Source organism: Actinoplanes sp. NPDC049599 (assembly GCF_044465625.1).
In the GTDB taxonomy this organism is placed as follows: Bacteria; Actinomycetota; Actinomycetes; order Mycobacteriales; family Micromonosporaceae; genus Actinoplanes.
Map to the genome: position 1 here is coordinate 88286 of NZ_JBITLX010000033.1, position 16406 is coordinate 104691.

At 71.8% G+C, this 16406-nt stretch carries 18 protein-coding genes, 1 rRNA gene and 3 pseudogenes; 9 read left to right on the forward strand and 13 right to left on the reverse strand.

Annotation, left to right across the window (positions count from 1 at the left end; translation table 11 throughout):
- Nucleotides 1-136 precede the first annotated feature (136 nt).
- From ACIBQZ_RS37345 to ACIBQZ_RS37365, 5 genes and pseudogenes are all read right to left on the reverse strand, one after another.
- A complete protein-coding gene (locus ACIBQZ_RS37345) occupies nt 137-220 on the reverse strand; it encodes a hypothetical protein (RefSeq protein WP_396093642.1) in 84 nt (27 codons plus the stop codon).
- Between the two features lie 166 nt (nt 221-386).
- Nucleotides 387-581 (reverse strand): annotated as a pseudogene (locus tag ACIBQZ_RS37350) (tyrosine-protein phosphatase); the annotation flags it as partial.
- A 73-nt stretch (nt 582-654) separates the two neighbouring features.
- A pseudogene (locus ACIBQZ_RS37355) lies at nt 655-879 on the reverse strand (tyrosine-protein phosphatase); the annotation flags it as partial.
- Entirely contained in the window at nt 867-1106 is a 240-nt protein-coding gene (locus ACIBQZ_RS37360) for a hypothetical protein (RefSeq protein WP_396093625.1), read from the reverse strand. The pseudogene ACIBQZ_RS37355 and the gene ACIBQZ_RS37360, both read right to left, overlap by 13 nt.
- A gap of 348 nt (nt 1107-1454) precedes the next feature.
- Nucleotides 1455-2279: a transposase family protein gene (locus tag ACIBQZ_RS37365; RefSeq protein WP_396093626.1), complete on the reverse strand. Its 825-nt coding sequence runs from the start codon at nt 2277-2279 to the stop codon at nt 1455-1457.
- 525 nt (nt 2280-2804) lie between these two features.
- Here ACIBQZ_RS37365 and ACIBQZ_RS37370 point away from each other — a divergent pair.
- Complete coding sequence (locus tag ACIBQZ_RS37370; protein ID WP_396093627.1) at nt 2805-3314, forward strand: hypothetical protein; 510 nt, start codon at nt 2805-2807, stop codon at nt 3312-3314.
- A gap of 143 nt (nt 3315-3457) precedes the next feature.
- Here ACIBQZ_RS37370 and ACIBQZ_RS37375 read toward each other — a convergent pair whose 3' ends face one another.
- A complete protein-coding gene (locus tag ACIBQZ_RS37375) occupies nt 3458-4063 on the reverse strand; it encodes a nucleotidyltransferase domain-containing protein (protein WP_396093628.1) in 606 nt (201 codons plus the stop codon).
- A 64-nt stretch (nt 4064-4127) separates the two neighbouring features.
- Nucleotides 4128-4442 carry a hypothetical protein gene (locus tag ACIBQZ_RS37380; protein WP_396093629.1) on the reverse strand — a complete coding sequence of 105 codons (315 nt, stop codon included), beginning with the start codon at nt 4440-4442 and terminating at the stop codon, nt 4128-4130.
- Nucleotides 4443-4686: 244 nt separating this feature from the next.
- On the opposite strand from ACIBQZ_RS37380, the gene ACIBQZ_RS37385 reads away from it, so the two are divergent.
- Nucleotides 4687-5484, forward strand: a complete 798-nt coding sequence (locus ACIBQZ_RS37385) for a LuxR C-terminal-related transcriptional regulator (protein WP_396093630.1) — start codon at nt 4687-4689, stop codon at nt 5482-5484.
- On the opposite strand, the gene ACIBQZ_RS37390 is transcribed toward ACIBQZ_RS37385, so the two are convergent.
- On the reverse strand, nt 5460-5666 hold the full coding sequence (locus tag ACIBQZ_RS37390) for a hypothetical protein (protein ID WP_396093646.1): 207 nt from the start codon (nt 5664-5666) through the stop codon (nt 5460-5462). The genes ACIBQZ_RS37385 and ACIBQZ_RS37390 overlap by 25 nt on opposite strands.
- Nucleotides 5667-5696: 30 nt before the next feature.
- Between ACIBQZ_RS37390 and ACIBQZ_RS37395 the strand changes: the two genes are divergently transcribed.
- Nucleotides 5697-5876: a hypothetical protein gene (locus tag ACIBQZ_RS37395; RefSeq protein ID WP_396093647.1), complete on the forward strand. Its 180-nt coding sequence runs from the start codon at nt 5697-5699 to the stop codon at nt 5874-5876.
- On the opposite strand, the pseudogene ACIBQZ_RS37400 reads toward ACIBQZ_RS37395, so the two are convergent.
- Nucleotides 5870-5974 (reverse strand): annotated as a pseudogene (locus ACIBQZ_RS37400) (hypothetical protein); the annotation flags it as partial. The gene ACIBQZ_RS37395 and the pseudogene ACIBQZ_RS37400 sit on opposite strands and share 7 nt — an antisense overlap.
- A 48-nt stretch (nt 5975-6022) precedes the next feature.
- On the opposite strand from ACIBQZ_RS37400, the gene ACIBQZ_RS37405 reads away from it, so the two are divergent.
- From ACIBQZ_RS37405 to ACIBQZ_RS37420, 4 genes are read left to right on the forward strand one after another with little or no spacing between them, the layout of a single operon-like run.
- The gene (locus tag ACIBQZ_RS37405) at nt 6023-6529 is read left to right on the forward strand and encodes a MarR family winged helix-turn-helix transcriptional regulator (RefSeq protein WP_396093631.1); all 507 of its coding nucleotides are present in this window, start codon (nt 6023-6025) and stop codon (nt 6527-6529) included.
- Between the two features lie 57 nt (nt 6530-6586).
- The gene (locus ACIBQZ_RS37410; RefSeq protein WP_396093644.1) at nt 6587-7057 is read left to right on the forward strand and encodes a type II toxin-antitoxin system PemK/MazF family toxin; all 471 of its coding nucleotides are present in this window, start codon (nt 6587-6589) and stop codon (nt 7055-7057) included.
- A gap of 38 nt (nt 7058-7095) precedes the next feature.
- Nucleotides 7096-7680 carry a hypothetical protein gene (locus tag ACIBQZ_RS37415; protein ID WP_396093632.1) on the forward strand — a complete coding sequence of 195 codons (585 nt, stop codon included), beginning with the start codon at nt 7096-7098 and terminating at the stop codon, nt 7678-7680.
- A 14-nt stretch (nt 7681-7694) separates the two neighbouring features.
- Nucleotides 7695-8348: an adenylate kinase family protein gene (locus tag ACIBQZ_RS37420; protein ID WP_396093633.1), complete on the forward strand. Its 654-nt coding sequence runs from the start codon at nt 7695-7697 to the stop codon at nt 8346-8348.
- Here the strand turns inward: ACIBQZ_RS37420 and ACIBQZ_RS37425 are convergent.
- Complete coding sequence (locus tag ACIBQZ_RS37425; RefSeq protein WP_396093634.1) at nt 8330-9124, reverse strand: polyphosphate kinase 2 family protein; 795 nt, start codon at nt 9122-9124, stop codon at nt 8330-8332. The genes ACIBQZ_RS37420 and ACIBQZ_RS37425 overlap by 19 nt on opposite strands.
- A gap of 101 nt (nt 9125-9225) precedes the next feature.
- On the opposite strand from ACIBQZ_RS37425, the gene tyrS reads away from it, so the two are divergent.
- Nucleotides 9226-10467 (forward strand): tyrosine--tRNA ligase, encoded by a 1242-nt coding sequence (gene tyrS, locus ACIBQZ_RS37430; RefSeq protein WP_396093645.1) that lies wholly within the window; start codon nt 9226-9228, stop codon nt 10465-10467.
- A gap of 9 nt (nt 10468-10476) precedes the next feature.
- Here the strand turns inward: tyrS and ACIBQZ_RS37435 are convergent, their stop codons facing one another.
- From ACIBQZ_RS37435 to ACIBQZ_RS37445, 3 genes are all read right to left on the reverse strand, one after another.
- Nucleotides 10477-12660, reverse strand: coding sequence for a bifunctional polysaccharide deacetylase/glycosyltransferase family 2 protein (locus ACIBQZ_RS37435; RefSeq protein ID WP_396093636.1), 2184 nt, complete (start codon nt 12658-12660; stop codon nt 10477-10479).
- Between the two features lie 3 nt (nt 12661-12663).
- Nucleotides 12664-13050 (reverse strand): hypothetical protein, encoded by a 387-nt coding sequence (locus ACIBQZ_RS37440; RefSeq protein ID WP_396093637.1) that lies wholly within the window; start codon nt 13048-13050, stop codon nt 12664-12666.
- 815 nt (nt 13051-13865) lie between these two features.
- Nucleotides 13866-14468, reverse strand: coding sequence for an RNA polymerase sigma factor (locus tag ACIBQZ_RS37445; protein WP_396093638.1), 603 nt, complete (start codon nt 14466-14468; stop codon nt 13866-13868).
- A gap of 1620 nt (nt 14469-16088) precedes the next feature.
- Here ACIBQZ_RS37445 and ACIBQZ_RS37450 point away from each other — a divergent pair.
- Nucleotides 16089-16406: ribosomal RNA gene (locus tag ACIBQZ_RS37450) — 16S ribosomal RNA — on the forward strand; the annotation flags it as partial.

Genomic DNA, 16406 nt, shown 5'->3' on the forward strand with positions numbered 1-16406 from the left:
GGTGTACCGAAATCGGTGGGCAGCGGACATCGGCACGGGTTCGGTCACCTCAGGATTCGCAGGACACGGGAGCCCACTGACTATGCGGTCCGCGGGGCCGGCACGGGCGGTACCTCAGGTGCGCTTAAGGCTCGACTCACGAAGACATAAGAAGCCGGGCGCGCAGGGCGCTCAGTGCGGCGTCGTCGAGGGCGAGGTGCTCGGTCGCGTACCGGTGCACCGAACCGTGCGCCGCGGTCAGCTCGGCCAGGACCGTCAGGATCAGCGCGGCCGGCGCCCGGCCGTAGCCGGGCCGGCGCAGCTCGCGGCCCGGGTGGCCGGCGTGCCAGCGCGCGCAGCCGGGGCGCGGCGAGCTCGGTCAGCGCGAAATCCGCGGCGATCGTCTTGACCGGCACGTCGAGCAGGGCCGGCACCAGGGCGGCCGGCAGCCCCGTGCGGTCCTTGCCGGAGGCGCAGTGGAAGAACACCGGCGCCTCCGCGACCGCGATGGTCTCCAGCGCCCGGCGCAGCTCGGCGGTGCCGTCGGCGGCGACCTCGGCGTACCGGTCGGCCAGGTACCGCCACGGGTCGCCGTCCCGGATCGATCTGGGACTGGTCGTAGGTGCGGTGCTCGACGCTGAGGTTGAGCCAGGTCACGCCGTCGGTCTCGGGCAGCCGGCCGGCAGCGGCGATCTCCCACGGGTACCGCAGGTCGATGACCGTGCCGATGCCCAGGTCCCGGAAGCGCCGCAGGTCGGCCGCGCCGGCCAGGCGGCCCAGCGAGTCGGCTCGGTAGAGCGTGCGCCAGCGGGTGGTGCGGCCGCCGGCGGCCGGGTAGCCGCCCAGGTCGCGGAAGTTGCACAGGCCGTGATCATTCCCGAGCCGGTTCAGCCGACCCAGGCGAGGAAGCGCTCGTAGAGGTCGGCGGGCGTGGGTTCGCCGGTGGCGGTGAGATCCTCGACCGCGTCGTACATCACCGACGCCATGTAGATCGCCAGGTTGGCCGGGAAGCGTTCGTACTGCCCGGCGAGGTCGGACTTGGCATTCGCGCAGGGCCAGGAGCGGTCGCACACGAGGCAGTCCCAGGACGGGCGGGCCGGTAGGTGTTCGGTCCGCGGCACCAGCATGCAGCACTCTCCGCTCCGTCGCTCACTTTGAGCGATATAGGGACTACACAGAGGAGCGTGCCTGACCTGGTGTCGGTCATCAATAGCTGCGGGCGGGATTCACGGATCTGGATTCTCCCCGCCTCGCTCGAGACGGCTGGCAACTTTCCGACAGGAGGGCGAGGCGGGACGGTCGAGACGGGGTCAAAAGACCCGCGACGCCAGCTCGGCCGGCTGCGGGAAGGGGCCGGCAGCTCGCTGAGGGCCGCGGCCGTGGAGTTCGAGTTCTCCCGCGCGCGGATGTACCGGTCGCCTCTCGCCATTGAGGCTTTCCGAGTAACGGCCGTTGACGTTGGGTGATGGTCTTCTTCAGGTGGTCCGGTCGTGCTCGATGTGCAGGATCACCAGGGCTGCCGCGGTGATCCTGCTGATGGTCCAGGGGCAGAGGCTGACGTTGCGTAGAGCTTTGAAGGTGGTCTTGAGTAGGGAGTTCCCGCGTTCGCCGATGGCGCGGACGGCGTTGTGGGCGCGGTTGAACTGCTGTTCGATGGTGGTGCAGGACCGGTTCTTCGGTTTCTTGAACGCGATGGTGATGGTGGCCTGTTCGCCTTCGTAGCCCAGGTCGCCGAGTACCCGTAGGTCATCGTCGGTCCAGGTGGTCAGTAGCGGCAGGATCTCGGGGTGGCGGCGCAGGGCGGTGGTGTCGTGTTCGCGGCCGGGCCGCACGGGTGAGGTCCAGAGCGGCCAGCCGTCCGGGGCGGTGATGACCTGCACGTTCCCGCCATGGTTGTCGTGCTTTCCCGACCACCAGAGATCCACTCCGGGTGTCGGTCCCGGGGTGCGGCACCGGTCGGTCTCGATCAGCGTGCCGTCGATGTTGACGTGGGCGTAGCCGGCCATTTTCGCGGCGAGCAGGACCGATGACAGTCCGGGAGCCTGGTCGGCGAGCACGGTGAGGCCCTCGTGCAGGTAGGCGTATCCGGTCGATCGGCTGACCTTGTTGTCGGCGGCCAACTGGGTGATCCGGGTGCCGTCGAGCAGCCAGCGCAGCACCAGGATCGCCTGCCGATAGCAGCCCAGCGAGCGGGTTCCGGCCCTGGTCGCGAGGCGTCGGCGTTCGGTGTGCAGTAGACCGGACAGGAACAACACGGTGTGGCCAGACACGGGCAGGACGGCGGTGTATGTGACACTCATGGCGGCGCAGGACCCCTGGTGTGAAGTGTTCCGTGAGAAGTCCACTTCCTACCGGGGTTCTGCGCTCTTTCGTTGCACCACACCAGGTTCGGGCGTGTCCACACACGACATCGAGATCGCCACCCAGAGCACTCAGGCCGTTACTCGGAAAGCCTCATTCAGTGCCGTCGCAGCCTCAGCGACAGCCTTCCCGTAGATCTTGGTGAGCTAAAACGTTCCAGCAAAACCACACCGCTACAAGGTCCACCACTCGCGCCCCTTTCCTCCTGAGATGACCCCCTCAACCTCCAAGGGGCCAATCCCTCATGCCGGACGAACTCCGACAAAGTGCTGGATCCCGGGGACCGTGCGCCAGAAATGGCGAAAGTCGGGTGTACCGCATCGAGAACGGCGAGGTGTCGCTGCACAAGCACGACGTGCTGGCGATGTACGCGGTCCACGGCGTCCGGCCTGGCCGTGGGGGTGCGGTGGGCTGGCCCCGGGCACCGCGGTGCCGCGGACAGCGACCGGCCGGCGCCCGGCGGGGTGCGGACAGCGGTCGGCCGGCGCCCGGCGCGGCGCCGGGTCCGCAAGCTCAGCGACCATGAGCACGACCGGCTCATCTGGGCCGCGATGCACGACGAGCCCGAACGGGTGCGGCCCGAACGGGTGCGGCCCGAACGGGCGCGGCCCGAACGGGCGCGGCCCGAGCCGGTGCCGACCGGCGTGCTGGGCGTGTTGGGCGTGTTGGGCGTGCTGGGCGCGCTGGTGACCTGGCTGCGCGGGCGGGCGCCGGGCGGAGACGGCCGCTGCACGCTGCAGGTGTACGCCGACGGCAGCAGCCTGGCCGCGCAGCCGGGGGAGCACGCCCCGCCGACCGGCACGGCGAGGGCACGTTCGGCGCCTTCGGCGCCTTCGGCGCCTTCGGCGCCTTCGGCGCCTTCGGCGCCTTCGGCGCCTTCGGCGCCTTCGGCGAGCTCAGCGACCTGGTCCGGCAGCTGCGGGCGGCCGAGGCAGACGACGCCTCCGGGCGCCGGCCGTTCCTGCGCGTCGTGACCACCACAGACGGGGTGGACGTGGAGCGCCGCTACGACTTGGTGGCAGGACAACGGCATCTCCGGACCCTGACGCGCCCACCTCCGGACCGAGCTGCAGGCCCGGGCGCCGTCCTGGGCGGCGCTGCTCGACCCCGAGGTGGCCTACCGCTCGGCGGAGTGAGCCAGCCGATCGCGCCACGGGTGCCCGGGGTGCGCCACGGCCAGCGCGGTCGCCAGCCAGTCACGCCGGGCCGGGCCCAGCTCGGGCAGCACCGCGGCGAGGTCGTGTTCGTCGGTGTCCCGGGGCCCCTTGGCCTTGAACAGCAGGGCCACCTCCGGCGCGACGAACGGGATGCCGTCCGGGGTGCGGAGCACGACCTCGGCGTACGGGCGGCGGATCCGCGGGTCGCGCCGGCAGATCCAGGTGTCGCCGTCGTGCGGCTCCCGGAACACGTCGAAGCGCCACGTGCGGGTCACCGGGTCCAGCGCCCAGGTCTGGAAGTCGGCCGCCAGGCTCACCGGATCGGCCGGCGTCAGGGTCCCGGACCGCGGCACGTGGAACTCCCAGCCGGGGAACAACCTCGTCAGCAGCCCGAACGTGGCCGCGGGCAGGGTGATCTCGAGGTCGTGGTGCGCGCGGGTGATCCGGCCGAGGAACAGGTCGACCGCCCACCCGCCGGCCACCGCCCAAGGGGCCGGGAGCCCGGCCAGCCGGTCGGCCAGCTCCCGGGGCGCATACGGCTGCCACGCGTCCACGCCGGGGGTCATGCCGGGAGCCTGACGGCCGCCGGGCGGACCGCATGCGCGCGATCCGCCCGGCTGCCATGGGGTGTCAGCACTTGACCGAGATGCTGACCTCGATCTCCACGGGCCACCGCTGGCTGTCCGGCGGCACCAGCCGGAACACCTCGATGTGGGTGGGCGCCGGGTCCTCGTCGAAGTGCGGGCGCGGCTTGCGGCCGCCGTACGCGACAGTCCCGGCGCCCAGCCGCTCCAGCGCCTGGGTCACCTGGCCGGCGTCGCCGCTCTGGATGGCCTCGGCCATCGCGCGGGTGGCCTCGGGGTCGCCGGCGAACCGGTCGGTGGCGGTCGCCAGGCCGCGCAGTGCGGTCTGGAAGCCGGCGACCCGGTTGTCGGTGATCGTCATGGTGGTTCTCCTCGGTGTCTGCCGCCCGGCGGAGGACGCCGGGCCGCGGCGTCGGTCGCCGCTGCCGATGACTATGGCGACGGAGGCCCGGGCCGGGGGATGCGCAGATTTGCGTACGGCCGGCGGGCAGCCCGGCCGGCGCCGGCTGTCCGAGCCCGGACACCACAGCCATCACATCGGTGACACCGCCTCGCGCCCGGTGCTGCCAGCGTGGAGCCGACGACGGCGGCGGAAGGAAGCCGACATGAGCTCGATGACCAGCGCGGACTGGCGCAAGGTCTCCGGTCTGGTGCACACGTTCCACGAGGCGGACCGGGACATGCCCAGCGCGGTGCTGGCCGACCTCGGCGCGCTGATCGGGTGCGACGTGGCCTCCTACAACGCGGTCGACCACGTCGAGCGGCGCCTGCTGCATGCGGTGACCGTGCCGCACACCTCCACCTTCTTCGGGATGGACTCGTTCCACCGGGTGTTCGCCCAGCATCCGGGCTTCGCGGCCTACCGGGACGGCCGGCTGGCCACCGGGCAGGCCGCCGCCTGGTCCGACCTGCTGGACCGGCGGGCGCTGCGCCGGCTGCCGCTCTTCGTCGACTTCTTCCAGCCCCGCGAGACCCGCGACCAGCTGCTCTGCCTGGTGCGGCTGGACCGCCGGCAGGGCGGCATCCTGGCCTTCAACCGCTCCCGCGCCGGCTTCACCGCGCGGGAGCGGGAGCTGGCCGAGACCGTGGCGGGGCACCTGGGCCAGGCGATCCGCCAGCGGGAGCGGATCACCCGGCTGACCGCCGCGCTCGGCCGCGCCGAGCGCGAGGCCGGCCGGCGGCACCGCGCGGCGCTGCGGCTGGCCACGCTCACCGACCGCGAGCACCAGGTCGTCGCGCTGCTCTCCGGCGGCCTGGGCGACCGTGAGATCGCCCACGGCCTGGGCATCAGCGAACGCACGGTGCACAAGCACCTGGAACACATCTACCGCAAGCTCGGGCTGGACACGCGCGCCAAGGTCGCCGCCCTGGTGCGCGATCAGGCCACGACCAGCGAGCCGTAGTCGGGCAGGTCGATCTTGTCGGCGGGCGGGGTGAAGAGCCGTTCGCCGACCCGCAGGAACGCCGGCCGCGAGATCAGCCGCAACGCCCCGTGGAAGACGGCCAGCCCGGCCCGGGACTTCGGATTCGCCACCCGCGGCGCGCCCGGCGGCAGCTGCTGGGCCTGCTCGGCGTACGGGCGCACGATCCGCTCGTAGGCCGCGAAGGCGTCGGCGTGCGACGGTCGTGGACGTCGACGAACCGGGTGCCCGCCTCGCCGGTGGTGCCGGCCCGGATCAGCTCCTCGATGCCGGCCCGGCGGGCGACCTCCCGGCCGGCGCCCCGGACGTCGATGTTCTGCCCGCTGGTCCGCAGGGCCGGGGACCGCTCGACGACGGTGGGCCGCCAGCCGTAGCGGGCCAGCCAGTAGGCCAGGGCCGGCCCGGCGATCCCGCCGCCGGAGATGAGAACGCTCTTACCCATGGCACGTGCCCCTCGCTCGATTACCAACATCGTTGATTATCAAGGATGTTGGCAATATCCGCCACTATCATGCCTGTCATGGACGTCACCCCCGACCGCGCCGACCGGGCCGCCGCCCGCCGGGACGGCCGTCCGCTGCCGGAGGGCGACATCCGTGCGCGGGTCCAGCAGCTGCACATCCGCCAGCAGCGCTTCGAGCGGCACCTGGCGAAGCTGCTCGGCGTCGACCACGCCGGGCTGGCGGCGATGGACCACCTGATCTCGACCGGCCCGGCCACCCCCACCGAGCTGGCCCGCCGGGTCGACATCTCGACCGCGGCGATGACCCTGGTGCTCAACCGGCTGGAGTATGCGGGGCACCTGCGGCGCAACCGGCACCCCTCGGACGGGCGCAAGCTCGTGGTCACCGCCGACGAGCACTCCGTCGAGCAGGTGCACGCCGCGGTGCTGCCGATGATCGACGGGGTCGAATCGGTGATCGCCACGATGGACGACGCCGAGCGCCGGGCGGTGGCCGGCTTCCTCGACCGGCTGATCGCCCTCTACGACGGCGCGACGGCCGACGGCGGGACGCCCGGCCACTGACCGTGCGGGTTCCCCGGGTGCCGCTACAGTGCCCGGGTGAGCAGACTCCTCAAGGGCATCGCCGGCACGCTGCGCCGGGTCGCGGGCAAGAGTTCCCCCTCCCCGCAGGGCCCCGCCCGCCCCGCCCCGCCCGCGCCGCAGCAGGTGCCGACCGCCCGGCGCGGCCGCCGGCTCGACTACGCGCCGAACCTCGACGGTGACGCCGACCCGGGCGAGATCGTGTGGACCTGGGTCAAGTACGAGGACGACCCGAGCCAGGGCAAGGACCGGCCGGTGCTCGTGGTCGGCCGCAACGGCCGTACCCTGCTCGGCCTGATGCTCTCCAGCCAGAGCGAGCGCGACGGCCAGCGCGACTGGCTCGCCCTGGGCCCCGGCGACTGGGACCGCGACGCGCGGCCCAGCTGGGTCCGGCTCGACCGGGTCCTCGAGGTCGACGAGGACGGCATCCGCCGCGAGGGCGCGGTCCTCGACCGGGTCCGCTTCGAGCGCATCGCGGACGTGCTGCGCCGCGACCACGGCTGGGCATAGGCGCGGGCGGCCCTCGGTTGCCCACTACCGTGGTGGACATGGATACGGACGTCATGGTCGGTTTCGGCGGCAAGCAGGCGTGGCTCGCCGTCCGCGACGGCGATCCCGGGAAGGTGCTCGCGGCCCTCGGCCTGCGCGACCTCGGCCCGGTGCACTGGCGCGCCGGCATCGACCTGGCGCACCTGCGCGACGACCGGGTCGCGGTGACGCCGCCGCTGCCGGGCGCCCGCGACACGTCCTGGGTGCTGGCGGTGGGCCGCTACCTTCTGCGTCCCGACACGGTGGTGGACGTGGTGGAGCTCTCCGCGCGCCTCGGCACGGAGGTGCAGTTCTTCGCCACCCACCGGGTCACCGAGACGCACCGCTGGCAGCGGGCCGTGGCCGTCGAGCTGGTCCGCACCTTCGGCTACGTCGGACAGACCGGCGACGTGACCTCCTGGCACGGCGATCCCGACCCGGCCGAACGGTCCGCCGGGCTGCCCGCGACCTTCACCGACGAGGACACCACCGTCCTGGTATCCGAACAGGACGTGCTGCGCGTCGCCGACGGGTGGAGCCTGGACCCGTCCGGTTTGGACGGACGCCCGGCACCGGGCCCGCTGCGCGTCGGCGCCGCGGACTGAGAGAGGACGACACCATGCGCAAGTACGTGATCATGGGTGTGCAGGGCAGCGGCAAGGGCACCCAGAGCCAGCTGCTCTGCGACGACCTGGACCTGGTGCACATCAGCGTCGGCGACATCTTCCGCTGGCACGTGCAGCGCCACACCAAGCTCGGCGCCCAGGTGCGCCGGGTCATGAACGCCGGCGAGCTGGTCGGCGACGACATGGTGGAATCCGTCGTCCGGGACCGGCTGGACCAGCACGACTGGAACTTCGGCTTTGTCATCGACGGCTTCCCCCGCAACGGCCGGCAGGCCGAGTTCTTCATGGAGAGCTACGACATCGACGGGGTCATCCACCTCGAGCTGCCCGACGACGAGGTGCGCCGCCGGGTGCTCAGCCGGCGGCTCTGCCCGGGCTGCGGCATGGACTACAACCTGATCGCCGACCGGCCCGAGGTCGAGGGGCGCTGCGACATCTGCGGCACCGAGCTGATCACCCGCGCGGACGACACCCCGGAGGCGCTCACCGCCCGGCTGCGCGACTACCACTTCAAGACCCGCCCGGTGCTGGAGCTGTTCGGCCGCAAGGAGGTCGTGCACGGCATCGACGCCCGCCCGGCGGCCGACCAGGTGCAGAAGTCGATCCGCGAGACGCTGGGGCTGCCCGCCTACTCCCCGCCGGAGTGACCCGTGGCCGCGGCCGGGGTGGGCGCGTCGAGGTCCCAGCCGCGCTTGGTCAGCTCGGTCTCGATCGCGTCGCACACCGTCTCGACCACCGCCAGCCGCGCATAGTGCTTGCTGTCGCCCGGGATGACGTGCCACGGGGCCCACTTGTGGTCGGTGCGCTTGAGCATCTGCTCGACCGCCACCTCGTACTCCGCGCGCTTCTCCCGGTTGCGCCAGTCCTCGGCGGTGAGCTTCCAGGTGCGCAGCGGGTCGCCGGCGCGGTCTTCGAACCGGCGCAGCTGCTCCTCCGGCGACACGTGCATCCAGAACTTGACCATGATCATGCCCTCGGCGGTCAGGGTCCGTTCGAACTCGACGATCTCGCCGTACGCGCGGGACCACTGCTCCTTGGTCGCGAAGCCCTCCACCCGCTCGACCAGCACCCGGCCGTACCAGGAGCGGTCGAAGACGGCCATCCCGCCCCAGCCGGGCAGCTTCGGCCAGAACCGCCAGAGGAAGTGGTGCCGTTTCTCGTCGTAGGTGGGTGCGGCGAACTGCGACACCCGGACGTGCCGGGGGTCCAGCGGCGAGACCAGGCGCTTGATCGCCCCGCCCTTGCCGGAGGCGTCCCAGCCCTCGAAGACCGCGCACAGCGGCGGCCCGATCTCCTGCTCGCCGATCTGGCCGCCGAGCAGCAGCCGCAGCCGCAGCAGCCGCTCCTGGGCGGCCTCCAGGCGCTCCCTGGCTTTCTTCGACGACAGCTCGACCGGTGCGGTGGCGGAACCCAGGCGACTCATTCTCCAAGCCTCGCACCAGCGCGCGTTTCCGGCATCCCCAAACCCGGTGTGTCCGCGCCGGCCCGGTGCGGGACAATTTCCCGGTGACTCTCGTTGACGACATGCAGTGGCGCGGACTGATCCAGGACTCCACCGACCCCGAGGAGCTGCGCAAGCACCTCGACGGCGGGGCGATCACGTTCTACGTCGGCTTCGACCCGACCGCCGCCTCCCTGCACGTCGGCAACCTCATGCAGGTGGTCACGGCCCGCCGCCTGCAGCTGGCCGGGCACCGCCCGCTGCTGCTGGTCGGCGGGGCGACCGGCCAGATCGGCGACCCGGGCGGCAAATCGGTCGAACGCGTGCTCAACTCGCGCGAGGTGACCGCGGGCTGGGTGCTGCGCATCCGCGACCAGCTCGCGCCCTTCGTCACCTACGAGGGCCCGAGCGCCGCCACGATGGTCAACAACCTGGACTGGACCGGCGACCTCTCGGTGATCGATTTCCTCCGGGACGTCGGCAAGCACTTCCCGGTCAACAAGATGCTGGCCCGCGACGTGGTGCGCAACCGGCTGGAGACCGGGATCAGCTTCACCGAGTTCTCCTACCAGCTGCTGCAGGCCAACGACTTCCACGAGCTGCACCGCCGGCACGGCTGCTCGCTGCAGTTCGGCGGCTCCGACCAGTGGGGCAACATCACCGCGGGCGTCGACTTCGTCCGCCGCCGCGGCGCGGGCCCGGTGCACGCGTTCACCACCCCGCTGGTGCTCAAGGCCGACGGCACCAAGTTCGGCAAGAGCGAGGGCGGCGCCACCTGGCTCGACCCGGCGATGACCTCGCCGTACGCGTTCTACCAGTTCTGGGTCAACGCCGACGACCGGGACGTCCCGCTGTACCTGCGGTACTTCAGCTTCAAGAGCCGCGAGGAGATCGAGGAGCTGGAGAAGGCCACGGCCGACCGGCCGCAGGCCCGGCAGGCCCAGCGCGAGCTGGCCTTCGAGATCACGGCGCTGGTGCACGGCGAGCACGAGGCCCAGCAGGCGGTCACGGCCAGCCAGGCGCTGTTCGGCCGGGGATCCCTGACGGAGCTCTCGGCGGAAACGCTGCGGGCCGCGCTTTCCGAGGCCGGGTTGACCCAGGTACGCGGTGAGCTGCCGACCGTGACGGCGCTGCTGCAGTCCTCCGGCCTCGTGAAGAGCGGGGGAGAGGCGCGCCGCACCATCGCCGAGGGCGGGGCCTACCTGAACAACGAGCGCCTCACCGACCCGGAGGCGACGGTCCCCGAGTCGGCGCTGCTGCAGGGCCGCTTCCTGGTCCTGCGCCGGGGCAAGCGCACCTTCGCCGGCGTCGAGGTGATCCGCTGACCGGCGCGGCTAGTTGATCGGCCAGCGGGCGGGCGGTGCGCCCGTGCGCTGCGCCGGGTACGGCACCGGCTCCGGTGTGGTCGCGGCGATGTGGGCCGTGGCGGCGCCGGTGCGGACCATCCGGTGCCAGCCCAGCCGCCCGCCGAGCAGCGCCATCACCGTCGACTGCACCACCACCAGGTACATGAGCTGGCGGTACACGACCTGCTGCAGCGGCAGGCTCCACAACGGGCCGTAGCGTTCGCCGTCGAGCTTCAGCGCGTACGCGGCGGTGGCGACCTGCACCGCGGTGAAGCCGGCCCAGACCGCGGCGACCTCACCGAGCGGCAGGAAGAACAGGCCGTACAGGCCGTACACGTCGACCATCGGCGCGCTCAGCGGCAGCAGCACCTGGAAGACCAGCAGATAGCCGAGGCCGCGGCGGCCGAGCCGGCCGGCCGGGCCGCGCTGCACCAGGGCCTGCCGGTGCTTCCACATCGCCTGCATGGTCCCGTAGCACCAGCGGTACCGCTGCCGCCACAGCTGCCGCAGCGACGCCGGCGCCTCGGTCCAGGCGACCGCGCCGGGCTGGTAGACGACCCGCCAGCCGGCCCGGATCACCGCCATCGTGAAGTCGGTGTCCTCGGCCAGCGTGTCCTGCGAGACCCCGCCGACGTCGCGGACGGCCGCCCGCCGGAAGGCGCCGATCGCGCCGGGCACGGTGGGCATGCACCGGCCGACGTCGAACATCCGCCGGTCCAGGTTGAACCCGATCACGTACTCCAGGTGCTGCCAGCGCCCCAGCAGCCCGCCGCGGTTGGCGACCTTGGTGTTGCCCGACACCGCGCCGACGCCCCGGTCCTTCAGCGGCTGGATCAGGCGCCCGACGGCGTCCGGCTCGAAGACGGTGTCGCCGTCGACCAGGATGAAGATGTCGCCGCGGGCGTACCGGATGCCGGTGTTGAGCGCGGCGGGCTTGCCGGCGTTGGGCTGCCGGACCACCCGCACCCGGGGCAGAGCGAGCCGCTCCACGATGCCGGCGGTGTCGTCGCTGGAGCCGTCGTCCACGACGATCACCTCGAGCCGCGGATAGTCGTTGGCGAGCAACGAGCGCACCGTGCCGGCGATGTTGGCCGCCTCGTTGTAGGCCGGCACGATCACCGACACCAGACCCAGGCTGACCAGCGGCTCGGCCTCCAGCGCCCGGACCCGGCGCAGGTGCGTGCGGGCACACCACAGCTGGCCGAGCAGGCGGACCGCGGCGAGGATCACCGCGATCAGCATCAGGATCGTCATCGCCCGGGCCAGCCACCCGCCGGACACCTGCGCCAGCCGCAGCGCGTGCCCGCGCCAGCGTTCGCCCGCCGAGGCCGGCGCCACCGCCTGCAGCCCCAGCCCCTCGGAGACCGTCACGAACCGGTAGCCCTGCTTCTGCATCGCCGGGATCAGCCGGTCCAGCGCGGCCACCGTCTGGCTCCGGTCGCCGCCGGAGTCGTGCAGCATGACCACCGCGCCGGCGCCGCGGGCCGGCTGCGCTGCCCGCACGATCGCGTCGACCCCGGGACGCCGCCAGTCCTCGGTGTCCCGGTCGGTCAGCGTCACCAGGTAGCCCGCGGCGCCGATCTGCCGCAGCGCGGCGAAGTCGGCGCCGGTGACCGCGTCCGGCGACGAGGAGTACGGCGGGCGCATCAGCACCGGCCGCTGCCCGGTGGCCGCCGCGACGGCGTTGCCGGTCAGGGTCAGCTCGGCGCTCAGCAGCCACCCCGGCGCCCCGGCCGTGGTCAGGTGGCTGAACGTGTGCGAGCCGATCTCGCTGCCCGCCGCGACGACCTGGCGGGACACCTCCGGATGCTTGTTGACCTGCGAGCCGACCTGGAAGAACGTGGCCCGGGCCCGGTGCCGGGCCAGCACCGCGAGGATCCGCGGGGTCCAGACCGGGTCGGGCCCGTCGTCGAAGGTCAGCGCGATCGTCTTCGCCGGCAGCGCCCGGCTGCTCGCCGACCCGTCGGCCCCGATCCGCTGCACGGCCGCACCGTCGCGGACCGCGGCCGGCACCTGACCACCGGAGTCGATGGCCGCAGGCTCGCCCCGGCCCTCGGCGCCGACGTGGCTCACGTACCCGTTCAGCGACAGCTCCGCCAGCAGCACCAGCATGAGCAGGGCCAGCAGGACCCAGTGTGCGCGGGGCGTGGGCTGCCGTACCCGCTGGCCCATGTCCTATTTTTCCTTGCTCTTGCGCGGATTCGGCGTGTGCGTGGGCACCCGCCGGTGCGGGTTGACCGACGCGCTGGGCGTGCTGCTCGTCGCGGCGGCGGGCGCGGACGTCGCGGTCGGCCCCGGAGCCGCCGGGGCGGTGGTGCGGTCGACGCCGCCCGTCACCGTCTGCCGGGTCACCTGCGGACGCACCGACACCACGGACTCCGGCCGGTCGACGCGCCGGTCGTCGGCCCCACCCGGCCAGCCGGGCACCGAGCCCGGACCGGCCCCGGTGAACCCGGCGACCAGCGCCAGCGCGGCGACCGCCAGCAGCAGGCCACCGACCGAACCCACGGCCACGAACAACCGCCGGCGCCGGCCGGTGCGGTCCAGGAAAACCGGATCCATCCCGCCGCTCACTGCCCGGACTCTGGCTCTTGCCGTTCCCGTTGCCCTGCCCCTTGCCGGGATGGCTCGGCGTTGCGGTCGCCTTCGGGCCGCCCGGGGCCTTCCCGGTGCTGCTGGGCTGCCCGGTGCCCGAGACCGACGCATCGGCCGGCGGCCCACCGAGCAGCGCGGCGCAGAAGTCGTCGATCTCGGGCACCCCGCCGGCCGCGTCCGCCAACGCGCGCCGGGTCTGTGCCGGGACGGCCTTACCGGGCGGATCCTGCCGGGCGGCATCCCAGACCCGGCAGAGCTCCAACACGGCGGCCGCGCCCGGGGAGGGCGTCCCGGTCCGGCTCGGCGCCGGGGTCGGCGACGGTACGGCCGAAGCCGGCACGCCGGCGCTGGTGACCTTCGTCGACGACGCCGGCGCGGGAGCCGGCACCCCCACGTCGGAGAACATGGTGTGGGCGCGTTCCTGCACCGCGGAGGGCAGACTGCCCGTCCGCGCCGCCAAGGCGGTGCCACCGAACGCCAGCACAGCGAATCCGAGAGCCACCTTCATCGCGATCGTCCTGACTGCACGGGTCTGCCTCCTCGGCGGCGCGGTCGGTACAGCGCGCTGCCGCTCGGCGAGGAAACCGGCCACGGCCGCCCGCTCGCCGGCCAGGTCCACCTCGGGGGTAGGGGACCTGGCGGCGTCGAGCAGCCCGACCAGACCCTCCAGGCCGGGGTCGGGCCGTGCACCGGCAACAAGCCGATCGGCCTCGGAGAGACCGATCCGGCGGACTCGCCTCATCGACATCGCGTACCGAAGAGCGCTCCATGCCCCCATCGCGTTACACCCCCTCCGGCAGTGCCGGATCAACCGGCGAAGTCCCGGCCACCGGCAGGTTCCGCGCCTGCACCTGCGGATGCGCGGCCAACCGCCGCAAACCCCGCATCGTCGCGATCCGGACGGCACCGGACCGCTTGCCGAGCACCTTGGCGGTGGTGGCGACATCCAGCCCGGCGACGACCCGCAACATCACGGCCTCGGCCTGGTCGGTGGGAAGCGAGGCGATCAGCCCGAGCGCCCACCGGGTGTCCGAACCCTCGAGCACCTCGGCGGCGGCATCCCGGACCGGAGGCCCGGCATCCGCGTCGGAACCACCCGGCTCCTCGGGTCGCCGCCCGAGCCGGCGCCGCTCGTCGATACCGCGATGCCGGGCGATCCGGAACAACCAACCCCGGAAAGCGGGTACGTCCCCGGAAAAGCGGTGCAGATCCCGGGCGGCCTGCAACCAGGTCTCGGAGGCGACATCCTCGGCGGCATCACCCACGACGACGCGCAGGTACCGGAGCACGGCGGGCTGAAGGGCCCGCCAGACGGTGGCAAAACCCTGCTCATCACCGTGCTGCGCGGCGCGCAGGGCGGGGAGGAGGTCATCGTCATCGGACACGGTGATCTCGTCGGCTCCCTATCGCGTCAAACCTGCGCCTGCAATCAAGGGCAGCACCTTACGCCGGGGGCCGGGGGAGGGGTCAGGGGCGATCCGGTCAATCCCGCCCTCGGGGGGGATCCGCCGGCCTGCTGGGGCGGCATCCTGCGACCCGACAGGTTCGAGCAGGTCTGGAGGATCCGTTTGCAGCTCAGCTCGTGTCAGTCTGCGGCTCAGCTCCGGTCCGTTGCAGCTCAGCTCTGGTCTGGTCTGGTCCGGTCTGGTCCGGTCGGTCCGGTCCGGTCCGGTCCGCTTCTGCCCAGCTTGTTGCTTCGCTTCTGGTTCGCTTGTTCCGCTCCGGGTCCGTTTGCGGCACCGCTCCGGATCCGCTGGCTGTTCCCGCTACGGGTCCGCCCGTCTGCGCCCGGAGGTTGTGTAGTCCGCGAGACCTGCCCTCATGCCTGGTCCTTGTCGTCCGCGACGTCTCCCTACACCCTGCGCCCTCCCTTACCTACCGGTGTCCGTGCCCCCTGTCTCCCTGTCTCCCGCCTTACCTGCCGGTGTCCGTGCCCCCTGTCCCCCTGTCTCCTGTCCCCCTGTCCCCCTGTCCCGGTGTCCCGGTGTCCCGGTGTCCCGGTGTCCCGGTGTCCCGGGTGTCCCGGGTGTCCGGGTGTCCGGGTGTCCGGGTGTCCGGGTGTCCGGGTGTCCCGATCTCTCTGCCTCCCGGTCTCCGGGTCTTCCTGTCTTCTGTCCTCGGGGTTGCGGGCCCTGGTCTCCCGGTGTCCTGGCCATTGGTTTCCCCTGTTTCTGGGTCCCCGTCTCTGGGTCTCCCGGTGTTCCGGGCTACCGATCTTCGTGGTCCGTGGGCGTTCGTCTTGTCGGCCGTCTCCCATCTGCGTGGGTCCTCGACTTTGTGCAGCGTGCTGTGGCCTCGTCCAGCTGCCGCCTGACCCGGATGTCCCATCTCCCGAAGGGCGTTTCCCGTCCCGGACAGGCCTGGCCGTGCCGCCGGCCGCCGCCGCCCCGAGCGTCGTCGCATCCGGCGCTGTGTGGATCATGGGGCCGCTACCCGATCGGATGATGCCGCTACTGAAAGCTCTTCTCGCTGCTCAGAACGGCTGCGGGTAGCCGTCTGCGGCGCGTTGAGAGGGGTGTGTCGGGGCCCACGGGGGGCCGATTTGGCGCTCCTGGGGCGACCGGGTAATGTTTTGGGAGCCGGCAGGGAAACGGGCGAGGCAAGCAGAACGAACTAACCGAGCAAAATCGGTCAGGGAGATCAGCTTCCGGCCGTCCTGCCAAACCTCAGGAAATGGCTTCGGATAGAGTCGTGCGCGGCTCTCGACCGGAGTTACGGATCGAGGGCTTGCGGGAAATTCTTACGCAAAACCGGGAAGACCCCGGATTTGACGCCGAGAAACACCGCGAGTAAAGTTGAACGAGTGCCCCGGGAGCGGGTCGCCGAGTGTGGCGGCAGGTTTTCTGGTGTGTGGTTGTTCTTTGAGAACTCAACAGGGTGCTAGATAAGCCAGTGCCAATTGGTTTTGCTTTGGCTGGCTGTCCTCTTTGTGGGGGATGGTTTGGTTGGGGTTTCCTTTGGCAACAGATTGTTTGTTGTCGGGACAGAGTGTTCAACATAGGTTTTTGTTGGAGAGTTTGATCCTGGCTCAGGACGAACGCTGGCGGCGTGCTTAACACATGCAAGTCGAGCGGAAAGGCCCTTCGGGGTACTCGAGCGGCGAACGGGTGAGTAACACGTGAGGAACCTGCCCTGGACTTTGGGATAACCCTCGGAAACGGGGGCTAATACCGAATATTACTGCTGGCCGCATGGTTGGTGGTGGAAAGTTTTTCGGTCTGGGATGGTCTCGCGGCCTATCAGCTTGTTGGTGGGGTAATGGCCTACCAAGGCGACGACGGGTAGCCGGCCTGAGAGGGCGACCGGCCACACTGGGACTGAGA